The 13384-nt window shown below is 55.9% G+C and carries 14 protein-coding genes, 3 tRNA genes and 1 other RNA gene; 6 read left to right on the forward strand and 12 right to left on the reverse strand.

Translation table 11 applies throughout. The features are described 5' to 3' along the window. Positions 1–44: 44 nt before the first annotated feature. Complete coding sequence (dnaK, locus tag BM079_RS15910; protein ID WP_090136090.1) at positions 45–1967, reverse strand: molecular chaperone DnaK; 1923 nt, start codon at positions 1965–1967, stop codon at positions 45–47. A 144-nt stretch (positions 1968–2111) separates the two neighbouring features. Next, positions 2112–2738, reverse strand: coding sequence for a nucleotide exchange factor GrpE (gene grpE / locus BM079_RS15915; RefSeq protein WP_090136092.1), 627 nt, complete (start codon positions 2736–2738; stop codon positions 2112–2114). A 288-nt stretch (positions 2739–3026) separates the two neighbouring features. On the opposite strand from grpE, the gene recN reads away from it, so the two are divergent. Beyond that, complete coding sequence (gene recN / locus BM079_RS15920) at positions 3027–4700, forward strand: DNA repair protein RecN (RefSeq protein ID WP_090136094.1); 1674 nt, start codon at positions 3027–3029, stop codon at positions 4698–4700. Positions 4701–4781: 81 nt separating this feature from the next. Here the strand turns inward: recN and fur are convergent, their stop codons facing one another. After that, the gene (fur, locus tag BM079_RS15925; protein WP_090136096.1) at positions 4782–5231 is read right to left on the reverse strand and encodes a ferric iron uptake transcriptional regulator; all 450 of its coding nucleotides are present in this window, start codon (positions 5229–5231) and stop codon (positions 4782–4784) included. A 73-nt stretch (positions 5232–5304) separates the two neighbouring features. Here fur and BM079_RS15930 point away from each other — a divergent pair, with 73 nt between their 5' ends. Continuing rightward, positions 5305–5745, forward strand: coding sequence for an outer membrane protein assembly factor BamE (locus BM079_RS15930; protein ID WP_090136099.1), 441 nt, complete (start codon positions 5305–5307; stop codon positions 5743–5745). A gap of 26 nt (positions 5746–5771) precedes the next feature. On the opposite strand, the gene BM079_RS15935 is transcribed toward BM079_RS15930, so the two are convergent. After that, positions 5772–6074: an RnfH family protein gene (locus BM079_RS15935; RefSeq protein ID WP_090136101.1), complete on the reverse strand. Its 303-nt coding sequence runs from the start codon at positions 6072–6074 to the stop codon at positions 5772–5774. Beyond that, positions 6074–6508 (reverse strand): type II toxin-antitoxin system RatA family toxin, encoded by a 435-nt coding sequence (locus BM079_RS15940; RefSeq protein ID WP_090136103.1) that lies wholly within the window; start codon positions 6506–6508, stop codon positions 6074–6076. Before BM079_RS15940 ends, BM079_RS15935 begins: the two co-directional genes overlap by 1 nt. Positions 6509–6661: 153 nt before the next feature. Between BM079_RS15940 and smpB the strand changes: the two genes are divergently transcribed. From smpB to BM079_RS15955, 3 genes are all read left to right on the forward strand, one after another. Continuing rightward, positions 6662–7138, forward strand: a complete 477-nt coding sequence (smpB, locus tag BM079_RS15945) for an SsrA-binding protein SmpB (protein WP_090136105.1) — start codon at positions 6662–6664, stop codon at positions 7136–7138. A gap of 110 nt (positions 7139–7248) precedes the next feature. Further along, positions 7249–7630: a transfer-messenger RNA gene (gene ssrA / locus BM079_RS15950) on the forward strand. Positions 7631–8305: 675 nt separating this feature from the next. After that, on the forward strand, positions 8306–9277 hold the full coding sequence (locus tag BM079_RS15955; protein WP_175489738.1) for an ATP-grasp fold amidoligase family protein: 972 nt from the start codon (positions 8306–8308) through the stop codon (positions 9275–9277). A 48-nt stretch (positions 9278–9325) separates the two neighbouring features. Here the strand turns inward: BM079_RS15955 and BM079_RS15960 are convergent, their stop codons facing one another. Beyond that, positions 9326–10036 (reverse strand): hypothetical protein, encoded by a 711-nt coding sequence (locus BM079_RS15960; RefSeq protein WP_090136109.1) that lies wholly within the window; start codon positions 10034–10036, stop codon positions 9326–9328. 268 nt (positions 10037–10304) lie between these two features. Here BM079_RS15960 and BM079_RS15970 point away from each other — a divergent pair, with 268 nt between their 5' ends. Continuing rightward, positions 10305–10898: a Yip1 family protein gene (locus BM079_RS15970; RefSeq protein ID WP_090136113.1), complete on the forward strand. Its 594-nt coding sequence runs from the start codon at positions 10305–10307 to the stop codon at positions 10896–10898. A 95-nt stretch (positions 10899–10993) separates the two neighbouring features. On the opposite strand, the gene BM079_RS15975 is transcribed toward BM079_RS15970, so the two are convergent. The 6 genes from BM079_RS15975 to mutY form a co-directional block, all read right to left on the reverse strand. Next, positions 10994–11197 carry a cold-shock protein gene (locus BM079_RS15975; RefSeq protein WP_086620861.1) on the reverse strand — a complete coding sequence of 68 codons (204 nt, stop codon included), beginning with the start codon at positions 11195–11197 and terminating at the stop codon, positions 10994–10996. Between the two features lie 389 nt (positions 11198–11586). After that, a tRNA-Thr gene (locus tag BM079_RS15980) sits at positions 11587–11662 on the reverse strand. A 26-nt stretch (positions 11663–11688) separates the two neighbouring features. Next, positions 11689–11763: transfer RNA gene (locus tag BM079_RS15985), tRNA-Gln, on the reverse strand. A 5-nt stretch (positions 11764–11768) separates the two neighbouring features. Continuing rightward, positions 11769–11844: transfer RNA gene (locus BM079_RS15990), tRNA-Phe, on the reverse strand. Positions 11845–11917: 73 nt separating this feature from the next. Then, positions 11918–12190, reverse strand: a complete 273-nt coding sequence (locus BM079_RS15995) for an oxidative damage protection protein (RefSeq protein WP_090136114.1) — start codon at positions 12188–12190, stop codon at positions 11918–11920. 26 nt (positions 12191–12216) lie between these two features. Next, entirely contained in the window at positions 12217–13305 is a 1089-nt protein-coding gene (gene mutY / locus BM079_RS16000; RefSeq protein ID WP_090136116.1) for an A/G-specific adenine glycosylase, read from the reverse strand. Positions 13306–13384: the final 79 nt, after the last annotated feature.

The following is a 13384-nucleotide window of genomic DNA, read 5'->3' on the forward strand; positions in this document are numbered from 1 at the left end:
CGGGAGCAAGGCCCCCGCGTTGGACAGCTCAGCCGTGAAAGGCCTTACTGCTTTTTCTGGTCGTCGTTGACTTCTTCGTAGTCCGCATCGACCACATCATCACCGCTCTTCTGACTGCCTTCCGGCTGCTCGCCCTGAGCCTGATCGCCCTGCTCGGCGTACATCTTCTGCGCCAGGTTGCCGGACGCTTCGGTCAGCGCATCAAGCTTCGGCTGAATCTGTTCCTGATCATCGGTCTTGAGCGCTTCTTCCAGCTCGGAGATGGCGCTTTCGATGTTCTGACGATCTTCATCGGACGCCTTGTCGCCGGCTTCTTCCAGCGTCTTGCGCGAGGCGTGGATCATGCCGTCGGCTTGGTTGCGCAGCTGCACGAGCTCCTCGAACTTCTTGTCCTCGGCCTCGTGGGCTTCAGCGTCCTGAACCATCTGATCGATCTCTTCGTCGGAGAGACCGCCGGAGGATTTGATCACGATCGACTGTTCCTTGCCGGTCGCCTTGTCCTTCGCGGTAATGTTCAGGATACCGTTGGCGTCGAGATCGAAGGCCACCTCGATCTGCGGCACGCCGCGCGGTGCCGGCGGAATGTCAGCCAGATCAAAGCGACCCAGCGACTTGTTCTGCGACGCCTGCTTGCGCTCACCCTGCAGCGCATGGATGGTCACTGCGGTCTGGTTATCCTCGGCCGTGGAGAAGGTCTGCGTCTTCTTGGTCGGGATCGTGGTGTTCTTCTCGATCAGAGGCGTCATGACCCCCCCCATCGTTTCGATGCCCAGCGTCAGCGGCGTGACGTCCAGCAGCAGCACGTCCTTGACGTCGCCACCCAGTACGCCGCCCTGAAGCGCAGCACCCATGGCAACAGCCTCATCGGGATTGACGTCCTTGCGAGCGTCCTTGCCAAAGAACTCGGCAACCTTTTGCTGTACCAGCGGCATGCGCGTCTGACCGCCGACCAGAATCACATCGTGAATCTCGCTGTTGGAGAGACCGGCATCCTGCATGGCAGTCTTGCACGGGCCGAGCGAGCGCTGGACCAGATCTTCCACCAGCGATTCGAGCTTGGCGCGAGTGACCTTGACGGCCATGTGCTTCGGACCGGTCTGGTCTGCCGTGATATAGGGCAGGTTGACTTCGGTCTGCTGAGCAGAGGACAGCTCGATCTTGGCCTTCTCGGCCGCTTCCTTGAGACGCTGCATGGCGAGCGAATCGCCGGACAGATCGATACCGGAATCGTTCTGAAACTGTTGAACAAGATAGTCGATCAGCTTCAGGTCAAAGTCTTCACCACCCAGGAAGGTGTCACCATTGGTAGCCAGTACTTCGAACTGCTTTTCACCGTCGACATCGGCCACTTCGATGATGGAGATATCGAAGGTACCGCCGCCCAGGTCATAGACCGCGATGGTGCGATCGCTGCCCTTGCTGTCCATGCCGTAGGCCAGCGCGGCCGCCGTCGGCTCGTTGATGATGCGCTTGACTTCGAGCCCGGCGATGCGCCCGGCATCCTTGGTGGCCTGACGCTGGGAATCGTTGAAGTAAGCCGGTACGGTGATGACCGCTTCGGTGACTTCTTCACCGAGATAGTCCTCGGCGGTCTTTTTCATCTTTTTCAGAACTTCAGCGCTGACCTGCGGCGGCGCCATCTTCTTGTCGTTGACCTGAACCCAGGCATCGCCGTTGTCGGCTTCGATGATGCTGTAGGGCACCATCTTGATGTCCTTTTGAACAACGTCATCCTTGAATTTACGGCCGATCAGACGCTTGACCGCATACAGGGTGTTGTTCGGGTTGGTGACGGCCTGGCGCTTGGCCGCCTGACCGACCAGTGTTTCGCCATCATCGGTATAGCCGATGATTGAAGGCGTGGTACGTGCGCCTTCTGCGTTTTCGATTACGCGGGTCTTGTCACCATCGAGCACAGCCACACAAGAGTTGGTTGTGCCAAGGTCGATACCAATAATGCGTCCCATAGTGTCACCTCGAAAATTCTTCTGAACCAAAATTGCTTTCGATGCGCAGCCAACGCTGCGTGGATGTCTGCCTATGTGTGGGCATTACGTCGCTTTTCAAGACCCCACACGACTCGTTGTCGACAAAACATCCGCTGATCGATATCAGGCCTGCTTGCTCACCACCACCATCGCCGGACGCACCAGACGGCCGTTGAGCGTGTAGCCCTTCTGCATGACGTCCATGACCGTGTTGGGATCCATTTCCGGATTGGCCACCTGCGTCATGGCTTCATGGTATTGCGGATCAAAGGGCTCGCCGTGCGGGTCGATCTGCTCGACACCAAACTTGCCCAGCACATCAAGCTGCATCTTCAGCGTCATCGACACGCCTTCGCGATGGGTGTCACTGACGTCTTCGCTCATGCTCTCGAGCCCCTTCTCAAGGCTGTCCACGACCGGCAGAAGTTCCTTGACGAACTTCTCCAGAGCGAATTTTTTCGCCTTGTCGGCATCCTGCTCGGCGCGACGACGGGCGTTCTGCGCCTCGGCCGCGGCCCGGACCTGCTGATCCTTTGCCTCGGCCAGCTGCTGCTCGAGCTCTGCCACACGACCGGCCAGCACGTCGGCTTCCTGATCACTCGTGTTCAGCATTTCCTCGTCATCGTCCTGCAGCACGCCCTCGATATCCTCGATGGTTTGCGTGTTCTCGACGTCAACCGGTTGCGGTTCGGCATCATGCTCGGCGCGCTCGAGCTCTTCATCCTTTGGATTATGCGGCTTGTCGGTCATACCCCACTCCTGAGTCGCTGTGTCGGCTTCAGATCATGGCGCTGCTTGGCGCGGTCAGGTCGCCACCGGCTGTCAGAGCGTCATTCTGTAGAGCGACATTAATGCTGAAAACTGTTTACCCAGATGGGGCATCCAGACATCAATCTCAAGGCATGCGTACGATGAAATTACCAGTTCAGGGTATTGAAGCCCGAACAGGGCAGCTGTATAAAAACACACTCACTGTATATAAAGTCAGTTTCTTATCCACTGAACCCAGTCATTTGCGATCACGCAACGGGAGTGGCCATGCTGTCTCAGCTATCCATCAGTAACTACGCCATCGTTGAACATCTCGAACTGGATTTTCGGGATGGCATGACGGCCATCACCGGCGAGACCGGTGCCGGCAAATCCATTCTTCTGGATACCCTGTCACTGTGTCTTGGAGAAAGAGCCGACGCCGGCAGCGTTCGTCATGGTGCCAGCCGGGCAGACCTGGCCGCCCGTTTTGATATCGAACAGCTGCCCGACGCCCGTGCCTGGCTTGCCGAGCGTGATCTGGACGAGTCGGAATGTCTGCTGCGTCGCTCGGTGACGGCCAATGGCCGTTCGAAGGCCTGGATCAATGGCGTGCCGGCCACGCTGGCCGATCTCAAGGCGTTAAGCGAGCACCTGATCGATATCCATGGACAGCATGCTCATCAGACGCTGATGCGCGAAGAGACTCATCTGCGCTTGCTGGATGACTTTGCCGGTCACGCCGATGAGGTCGAGCAGCTCACACAGATCCATCGCCAATGGCAGCAGGCCAGCCGTCGTCTTAAAGCGGCGCGTGAAAACGGCGATGAGCAGCAGGCACGCAGCCAGTTGCTGCGCTATCAGGTGGAGGAGCTCGACAGTCTGTCGCTGGGAGAGGAGGAACTTGCCGCACTGGAAGATGAACAGACCCGACTGGGCAATGCCGAGGAACTCATCACGCAGGCACAGTTTGCCGCCGACTGCTGCGATGACGAGGAAAGCGGCGCGCTGACTCGACTGACTCAGGCAAGACAACGGCTTGAGCAGCTCCCCGGCAGCGACAGCGGCGCGCTGATCAATATCCTGAACATGCTGAATGATGCCTGCATTCAGCTGCAGGAGGCCGGCTATGAGCTGCACCGCTACGTCAGCAATACCGAACTCGATCCTGATCGCCTGATGACGGTTGAATCGCGCCTGGCGGAAATCCATCGCATTGCCCGCAAGCATCACGTCATGCCCGAAGAGGTGCCGGCACTGCATCAGCGTCTGCAAAAGGAGCTCTCGGCGCTGCAGAAGGGCGGAGAAGACATGGAGACGCTGATAGAGGCCACGGAAACGGCGCGTACCGCCTGGCGTGAACTGGCACACAGGATCTCTGAACAGCGCGTTGAGGCAGCACAGCGCATGGGCGCAGAAGTGCAGTCGCAGCTGGCCTTTCTGGGCATGGAGAAGGCAAATTTCACCGTTGAAGTGGCGCGTCGGGACAGTGCTCAGCCGGAAGGCATGGATCGGGTCAGCTTTTTGATCAGCGCTAACCCCGGGCAGCCGGCTCGCGCTCTGACAAGGGTCGCCTCGGGCGGCGAACTCTCCAGGGTAAGCCTTGCCATCCAGGTGGTGGCAGCGCAGCACAGCACCATCCCGACGCTGGTCTTTGACGAGGTCGACGTCGGAATTTCAGGCGCCACGGCAGAAATTGTCGGACAGCTGTTACGTCAGCTGGGCAGTCACGGCCAGATCCTGTGCGTCACGCACCTGCCGCAGGTGGCGGCACAGGGACATCAGCATCTGCATATCGAGAAACAGGCAGATGAGCAGACAACCCACACCACCATGGCCATGCTTGATGAGGGCGGTCGCGTGCGAGAACTGGCTCGCATGCTGGGGGGCGTTCATCTATCCGAGCGCACGCTGGCCCATGCCCGGGAGATGCTGGACGTCAGCCAGCGCTCTGCTCACTGATCGGCACAGCTCGCTTTCGACGTTAAAACGCCGCGACATGTCGCGGCGTTTTCATGATCACCCCGGTCTGCATAGCACCAGTCAACGACGATTGCCGCCGTCCTGACGCGTGGCGCTGGACCCCTTGGGTCGGACATAGAGTACCAGGGCGTGATCGACCAGCTCATAGCCACGCTCTTCGGCCAGTTCACGCTGGCGACGTTCGATGTCACGATCAAAGAACTCGACGACCTCACCGGTCTCCAGACACAGCATGTGATCGTGATGCTCTTCCTGAGACATCTCAAATACGGCGTGGCCACCATCAAAGTTATGGCGCACCACAAGGCCTGCAGATTCAAACTGGGTCAACACACGATAGACCGTGGCCAGGCCAACGTCCTCACCGGAATCCAGCAGCGCCTTGTAGACGTCTTCTGCGCTCATGTGCAGATCCTCTTCCCGGGTTGCCTCGAGGATCTGAAGGATTTTTACGCGCGGCAGGGTCACCTTGAGCCCCGCCTTGCGTAACTCCTGATTTCTATCGGCCATGGTAGCTCTTCGCAGTCTCTGGATGTATCGGGTATGATCGATCAAGGCAAACGATAGGGAAAGTCCCAGGCAAATGCAAAAAACGCTCAAGCTTATAATTTTTTCTTTTCTGTTCAGCCTGTTAGCAGCGTGCGTCTATAAGCGCGACCTGCCACAGGGCAACCTCATCACTCCCGACATGGTGTCGCAGTTACAGCCCGGCATGAGCCGTCAGCAGGTCGTACAGGTCATGGGCAGCCCCCTGATGTACAACGCCTTTGACGATGCACGCTGGAACTATATCTATCGGCTCAAGGATGCTGACGACAATATCACTGAAAAGCAGGTCGCGCTTGTCTTTAATGGCAATCAGCTTGCCGACATCGAGACCAGTGGTGACATCGACGCCAGCCCGAGAATGCAGCAGCGCGATGCGCCTGCCTCTGCCGCCGCTGCGGGTCCGGGAGAAAACATCTCGCCGGTGGGCACCCCCACCTCCAATCCTGAGGGCGGCTCCGCTGACCCCACGCTGTAAGCCATCGCAGCATTTTCCTTTCAGGTCTATCGTCGGGCTCTGGCCCGGCGAGCCTGTTTGGGATCGATCTGAAGCGGTCGGTAAATCTCGATGCGATCCCCCTGCCGCACGATTCGATCTTCCGGTGCCTTGATATGCTCGCCAAAAATGCCCAGCTGCAGCAACTCGATCGGGATATCTGCAAGCTCGTTGATCCGGCAACACAATCCTGACATTTCCAGCGCAGCCAGAACCGTCGTTCCCTGAGGCACAGCGACGGTTTCAAGATATTGCCTTTCAGGCGTCGCCCAGGCAACTTCACAGGTAATACTGCCTTCTTTCTCCTGCATCAGCGTCCATACACCCTGTCTGCGCGCTCAATAAAGGCATCGACCAGCTGACCTGCCAGCTGATTGAAAAGGCGCCCGAAGGCCATTCCCAACAGACGGCTCGAGAATTCAAACTCCAGATGCAGCTCTACCCTGCAGGAGCGATCATCCAGCGACACGAACTTCCAGTAACCCTCAAAACGCTTGAAGGGACCGCTGGCCAGCGACAGGTCGACACGATCAAAGGGTGTCAGCTCGTTGCGGGTACGAAAGGTCTGCTCAATCCCTCCCTTGCCCAGCGTCAGTTCACCTATCAGGTGGCTCTCTCTTCTTTCCACCGTCCTTGCATTGCGGCAGTTGGGTAAAAACTCGGGATAGCGCTCAAAATCATTGACCAGATCAAACATTTGCTGATCGGTGTGGCGCACCATCGCGGAGCGATCAACGGTGGGCATGCCCTTCTCCCATGACGCAGGCACGCTCAGAGCGTACCATGGTTGACGTTTATTCACACATGCTTGAATGATATCACGCCTCCCCCCATTTCAAGGTGAGACCGCGCATGTGATGGTTTGCATGATTTTTATAGTCAAGGAGATGACATTTCGATGGGCAAGAAGAAACATCAGCCCTCAGGCAATCTGATTGCCCAGAACCGCAAGGCACGCCATGAGTATCACATTGAAGAAGCCTTTGAGGCAGGTCTGGCGCTGTCAGGATGGGAGGTCAAGAGCCTGCGTGCCGGCAAGGCGCAGTTGACAGACACCTACATTCTGGTACGCCGCGGTGAAGCCTGGCTCATGGGTTCTCATTTCACGCCGCTGAGCACCACCAGCACGCATGCCGTGGCAGAGCCTGATCGGACGAGAAAACTTTTGCTGCACAAAAAGGAGATCGCCAGAATCTTCTCACGCACCCAGGACAAGGGGCATACCTGCGTGCCACTGCGCCTTTACTGGAAAGGGCATATCGTCAAGTGCGAACTGGCGCTGGTGGTCGGCAAGCAAAAACATGACAAGCGGGAAACCGAAAAGCGTCGTGACTGGGATCGTCAGAAGGCCCGCGTCATTCGTGAACAGCGCTAGCCTGCAGACACGTCAGCGTCACCGCTGATCACTCGCAGGGTATAACGTGCCGTTTACTCAGGAAGCGATTGGCGCCAGCGGGGATTGTTGCTACAATCCTTCGGTGATCAGGGGGCGTTCTGGATTCGACGCCGGTTGCAGATCCTGAGGTGCATGCCGAGAGCGTAACGTATCTCGTAAATCCCACGTTACTTTAAAATAGTCGCAAACGACGAAAACTATGCTCAAGAGGGCGCGCTGGCAGCATAAACCCTGCTGGTAACCTTCTTACCCCGAAGCGATGTGCCTGTTCATCGTGACGGGGCTACGAGCTAAAGCTGACAGGATCGCGATTGATTTTGTTCTCGCGTCAATTGCTAAACATTAGAGAGCCCGTTGCATCGGATCCTGCTCGTCGGAGCCGATGCGGTTGAATCAAAAGACGAAACTAAGCATGTAGAGCTGATGGACGAGTGCCGGCGGACGGGGGTTCAACTCCCCCCGCCTCCACCAAACATTGAAAAGGCCGCTGATTTTTTCAGCGGCCTTTTTGATACCCATCACTTTATCAATCAACATTTATCGTCCTGACTATAAATTCTGGACATGGCATTCCTTTTAAAAAAATTATTTTAATGGCTCAAATTATGTCGCCATATTTTAATATTTCTATATACATCCAGGATACAATCCTTGGATTTTTCAAATGACATACTGATTTATTATCAGGGCCACGTATTTGAAACCGGTCTGCTATCCTCGCGTTTCCTGATGGCGCTCTTGCGCGTTCCGGCCTACCTGTCATGGCAGGTAACGCGCTCTAATAATACGAGCCATTCAAGCTGTTTTTTAATTTTCCCTGCTCGTCAGCCGCCGATTATGCCGAAAGTAACGAAAGTTACATAATATGATCAACAACACCACTTCGGCACATTTCGGCAACAAGTACGCTGCCAATATAACGCTATTGCAGCCAGCATATCGGAATGATGTTTTCATGAATGGCGCCGTATGATTTTTCGGAGCAAACTGAAAAATCATACGGATACCTTCATACACGGTTCAGCGAAGTTTAATTTATTCGTTAACCGGCAGGGTTATTCATGGCCATCAAGGACATTGCCCGATACATCAGCCAATTATCAGGCAGGGCTGTATCGCAGGGTATCCAAGAATGAAGGAGGGCATATGCCCAGGGCCGTAAAAAACCTGTTTGCCGACTCGCTGACGGCTGATTCGGAGCCTCAAATGAAGAAGCAGGACAGCGGGGCTGTCGATGTGGAGAAGAAGGACCACATCGGTGAATACTTGCGTCTGGCGCGTCGCAGCATCATGAGTGTCCTTCCTGACAAGTGGCATACGGCGCTTCGCTATCGACGGGTATTCGGTGAATTCCCGGATCTGAAAAATCCGCGCACGTTCAATGAAAAAATCTGTCATCGCAAAATCAATCCTCAGCCCATCTATTCCGTGCTGAGCGACAAGATTGCGGCACGTGATTATGTGGCACACACCATTGGTGAACAGTATCTGGTCCCCTGCTATGCCATAGAGTCCGAGCCTACGCCGGCGACCTATGCCGCGCTGCCGGAAAGCTTCGTCATGAAGGCCAATCACGGCTTTGGTTACAACCTGCTGGTGCGCGACAAGGTCGATCATCCGTTCCCCCAGATCTACAATCTAGGGCGGCACTGGCTGGGTCAGGACTTCTACGATACATGCCGCGAAGCGCACTATCGCGAGATCAAGCCGCGCCTGATCTTTGAAAAGCTGCTTCTGGATGATCTCGGCAACATTCCCAAGGACTTCAAATTCCACTGTTTCCAGCGTGAAGGCGAAGACCCGGTTGTTTTTATTGAGGTAACCCACGACCGTTTTACCAACTACAAGGTCGATTTTTATAATCAGGACTGGGAACTGGTTGAAATTCGTCGACCCGAGGTCAGCACCGGGCAAGCCATGCCTCGCCCGCAGCAGCTTGACGAAGCTCTTGATCTGGCACTCAAGCTTGCCAACGGATTCTCCTACGTACGCGTGGATTTTTATCTCGTGGGTGACGCCATCTATTTTGGCGAAATGACCTTTACACCCACGGCCGGACTGACCAAGTTCAAGGATCGCGAAACCGATCGTCAGTGGGGCGCTCTGTTCGACGTCTAGTGCACAGGATATGACATGGCAATCAGTAGATTGCCATGTCGCGTGCGGTTACCGCTCATTGCCACCAGCTGAATTCAATGGCATACGAAGGTCACGCTGCCACCGGCGCACCTTCAAGCGTTGACGGCGCTTGCCCAGCTGCTGAGTGCCGATTGTCTCAGGCACAAGACTCAGTTTTTTGTCGTCATCGTATTTCATATTGAAGCGCCGACTGGCGCCGATCGGACTTGTTTCTGCCCCGAAAATCATGATCAGGCGAATTTCGACGTTACTGAACCCTGCCTCACCGGTCGGCCGGCAGCTTTCGTCCACACTGATACCATGTTCACTGGCTACCTTCTGCAGCAGCGTTCTGAAAGTACCCGCATTCATGTACTCCCCTGACCCAAGCGGCCCCTGTCGTGTGACCTGACGTAACTCCTTCGCGTCTACCTCATTGCCGCCCTCGCCCTGCTTGTCGACGGTGTCGGTAACGTCAGTCACATACTGCCCATCACTGGTTTCAAGCTTGACGATAATGCTGTCGACGAATACTGCCGACTGACTCATGTTGCTGACGATACAGCGCGAATCGATACCACGCCCATAGCCGTGGTTGATGATGATCTGGGGACGCCGCTGCATGCGAAAGTTATGTAAAAGCAGCTGCAGATAGACACCCCATATCACCAGCATGCCAACGCTGGTCAGGCCACTGAACACCGTGGCGTTTTCCTGTATCCAGCTCCACAGATTGCTCAAAAAATAGATCACTTTCATCCCCTGAAGGTCAGCATCCGGACACTCCCTCTGCCTTGTTCGCAAGGGCATGACACTCGTTGGGTCAAGCCTGGCTGAAAAGGGAGCTCTCTGCCTGTATCCATCTCTTTATCGACCAATGGATACCTTCTGCAGACTCATCGATCAGAAGCTCATGGCTATAGTATTGATGAGAGCGTCGCCATCCTGCGGTCAGCTGTATGACATGTGGCCCGCTCGCCTGCGATATCAACACGGTCTGGACCATAAAGGGTCCTGGGAGCGCATCATGATTCATCATGTCTGGGGCCTGATGGCTCACCCTCACCGAGAGTGGAAGCACATCAAGGGAGAGCATGAAAGCGCAACACACATGTATGCCAGCCACGTTTTACTGCTGGCTGCTGTCCCTGTCGTCAGTGCCTTCATCGGCACCACCACCACGGGCTGGGATTTCGGTCGTTCTACTGTAGTCACCCTGTCGGTCATCAGCGCTCTGCAGCTGGCCATCATCTTCTATCTGGCCATTCTGGGAGCCATTGCCCTGATGGGGCTTGTCATCCATCGCATGGCGCAGCGCTATCCCTCTCATCCAAACCTGAATCACTGCATCGTTTTTGCAGGATATGTGGCAACACCGATGTTTCTGGCGGGGCTTGTCGCCCTTTACCCACTATTGTGGCTGTGCGTTCTGGCGGGTATTGCAGGGCTTTGCTATACGGGATATCTGCTCTATCTGGGCATTCCGGGCTTTCTGGACATTGACAGTAAAGAAGGGTTCATCGTATCCAGCTCGACACTGGGTATTGGCGTACTCGTACTCGAGGTGCTGCTTGCCATTGCCGTGCTGCTGTGGGGATATGGCGCGCATCTGGTCTACTGATGCATGAAGGGTAAACAAAAGCGAAGGATCAACTTAAAAACAAAAAGGGAGCTGCCGATGGCAGCTCCCTTTACAGCAGAATTTAATCTACCGGATTACTCGGGGCGAATGGCCGAGGCCTGCAGACCTTTCTTGCCCTGAGTGACGTTGAAGGAGACCTTCTGGCCTTCCTGCAGCGATTTGAAACCTTCTGCCTGAATTTCGGAGAAGTGTGCGAACAGATCGTCGCCACCATCATCAGGAGAGATGAAACCGAAACCCTTGCTGTCGTTGAACCACTTAACAGTGCCAGTTGCCATGCTTTTGATACCTGTGCAATAAATTAATGATGGTTAGCCCCCAGCGGGCAGGAACAAGATAGCCATTCATATGCTCTCGACAGGATCGATTACAACTGACGATATACTGCCTTGTTAACCACCTCGGTCCATAGTGCACCTATCCCCCCACCCGGTCAAGTGGCCCTTTAGTAGGAAGTATAAAACGCACATCACGGGGTCTGCAGCCGACATGGTGGTCTGCTGAGGTAACAAATAAAGGGGCTCGGAAGACAGCAGATGCTTCTCTGTCTGAGACAGCAGGAGGGCTGCAGCAAGGTGGCATGAGTATTCGGCGGCTGACAGAGAGGCACAAAAAAACCGCCGTAAGGCGGTTTATTCTTTCGATATTGCCTGCGTGCAATTCGAAATGGTGCCGGCTGAAGGAGTCGAACCCTCGACCTACTGATTACAAGTCAGTTGCTCTACCAACTGAGCTAAGCCGGCACGTTCAGCATCGTTGAACACTGAAGTGGCTGGGGTACCAGGACTCGAACCTGGGAATGCCGATACCAAAAACCGGTGCCTTACCACTTGGCTATACCCCAGCAGATGGTGGCCAGAGACGGAATCGAACCGCCGACACGGGGATTTTCAATCCCCTGCTCTACCGACTGAGCTATCTGGCCGCTGCCAACGGCTGCGTATTAAATCGAAAACCTCTTCCCGGGTCAATACCCAATATCGAATTATTTCAAAAAATTATTGGGACGGTGGCACATAGCCTTCGGCACTATCGGTCTCTTCATTGTTGAAAAAGCGCGTCATCTGCGCCATCAGATAGTTTCGCGTATCAGGGTCGAGCATGTTGAGCCGCTTTTCATTGATCAGGCGGGTCTGCAGCGCCTGCCACTCCTCCCAGGCCTGTCTGGAGATATTATCGTAGATGTCCTGTCCTTTGGCGCCGGGCAGGGGCGGCATCTGCAGCCCTTCCATATCCTGCTGATATTTGCGGCAAAATACCGTACGAGTCATTGCAATACCCTTTATTCGATGCGTGCCTACAGGAGCGTAGATGATGACAGGGACTCAAGCAGCGCCTTGACCGGTGCCGCCAGTCCGATGCTGTCAGGCTGGTCCGGATCATACCATCGCCGACCGGCCAGGGCGCCGTCGTCACCGCGCCTGTGAAGATGCGCCCTGACCGGCGTGATTTCGAGTCGAAAATGCGTAAAGACGTGCGTAAAGCACTGCCATTGCCCCTCCACCTCACTGCCCGGCTCTTCGTCCAACAGCCACGCTTCAAGCGCCTTCTGGTCATCAAACTGCGGCAACCCCCACAGACCACCCCAGAGACCGCTTGAAGGACGCTGTTCGAGCAGCACGCGACCATCTGCATCACACAGCATGAGCATGATCGTCTGACGAACGGGCTTTTCCTTTTTGGGCCTTGATTCGGGAAAGCGCTGCTCCTCCCCTCGGGCATGGGCAACGCAATCCGCCTCGAAGGGGCACAACAGACAGCTGGGACGTCGACGCGTGCAAAGCGTGGCGCCCATGTCCATCATGGCCTGGGTAAAGTCAGCGCAGCGCCAGTGCGGCGTATAGTGCTCCGCCAGCGCCCAGAGCCGGCGCTCGACCTCGGGCCGACCGGGCCAGCCCGTAACGCCGTGCAGCCGCGTCAATACCCGTTTGACGTTACCATCCAGAATCGGCGCACGCTCGTCGGTGGCCTGGGCAATGATGGCTCCAGCCGTTGAGCGACCGATGCCCGGCAATGCACTCAATGCCTCAACGCTTTCGACCGGAAACCGGCCGCCATGCTCATGCACCACGCATTGGGCTGCCCGATGAAGATTCCGAGCACGAGCGTAATACCCAAGCCCCGTCCAGAGATGAAGCACCTCGTCCTGCTCAGCCGCTGCCAGCGCCTCGACATCCGGAAAGCGCTGCATGAAGCGCTCGAAATAACCGATGACGGTCGCCACCTGCGTCTGCTGCAGCATGATCTCCGACACCCAGACGCGATAGGGGCTTCTATCCTGCTGCCACGGCAGATGAGTGCGACCATATTGATCAAACCACGCCAGCAGCCGGATGCGAAAGTATTCGGCATCCAGCGGCTGCGGCGCTTCCACAAGAGTACTCACGAATCAACGCTCGTCCGGAAATGAAATGCAAAAAATGGTGATGCAGACGCCGCCACGATCGCGGCGTCTGCACTGCAAG

The sequence above is a fragment of the Kushneria avicenniae genome, from assembly GCF_900112585.1.
Classification (GTDB): domain Bacteria; phylum Pseudomonadota; class Gammaproteobacteria; order Pseudomonadales; family Halomonadaceae; genus Kushneria; species Kushneria avicenniae.

What these genes read in the sequence shown, in the direction of transcription:
- dnaK (WP_090136090.1), bottom strand. Translation starts at nt 1,967, where the DNA reads ATGGGACGCATTATTGGTATCGACCTTGGCACAACCAACTCTTGTGTG.
- grpE (WP_090136092.1), bottom strand. Translation starts at nt 2,738, where the DNA reads ATGACCGACAAGCCGCATAATCCAAAGGATGAAGAGCTCGAGCGCGCC.
- recN (WP_090136094.1), top strand. Translation starts at nt 3,027, where the DNA reads ATGCTGTCTCAGCTATCCATCAGTAACTACGCCATCGTTGAACATCTC.
- fur (WP_090136096.1), bottom strand. Translation starts at nt 5,231, where the DNA reads ATGGCCGATAGAAATCAGGAGTTACGCAAGGCGGGGCTCAAGGTGACC.
- BM079_RS15930 (WP_090136099.1), top strand. Translation starts at nt 5,305, where the DNA reads ATGCAAAAAACGCTCAAGCTTATAATTTTTTCTTTTCTGTTCAGCCTG.
- BM079_RS15935 (WP_090136101.1), bottom strand. Translation starts at nt 6,074, where the DNA reads ATGCAGGAGAAAGAAGGCAGTATTACCTGTGAAGTTGCCTGGGCGACG.
- BM079_RS15940 (WP_090136103.1), bottom strand. Translation starts at nt 6,508, where the DNA reads ATGCCCACCGTTGATCGCTCCGCGATGGTGCGCCACACCGATCAGCAA.
- smpB (WP_090136105.1), top strand. Translation starts at nt 6,662, where the DNA reads ATGGGCAAGAAGAAACATCAGCCCTCAGGCAATCTGATTGCCCAGAAC.
- BM079_RS15955 (WP_175489738.1), top strand. Translation starts at nt 8,306, where the DNA reads ATGCCCAGGGCCGTAAAAAACCTGTTTGCCGACTCGCTGACGGCTGAT.
- BM079_RS15960 (WP_090136109.1), bottom strand. Translation starts at nt 10,036, where the DNA reads ATGAAAGTGATCTATTTTTTGAGCAATCTGTGGAGCTGGATACAGGAA.
- BM079_RS15970 (WP_090136113.1), top strand. Translation starts at nt 10,305, where the DNA reads ATGATTCATCATGTCTGGGGCCTGATGGCTCACCCTCACCGAGAGTGG.
- BM079_RS15975 (WP_086620861.1), bottom strand. Translation starts at nt 11,197, where the DNA reads ATGGCAACTGGCACTGTTAAGTGGTTCAACGACAGCAAGGGTTTCGGT.
- BM079_RS15995 (WP_090136114.1), bottom strand. Translation starts at nt 12,190, where the DNA reads ATGACTCGTACGGTATTTTGCCGCAAATATCAGCAGGATATGGAAGGG.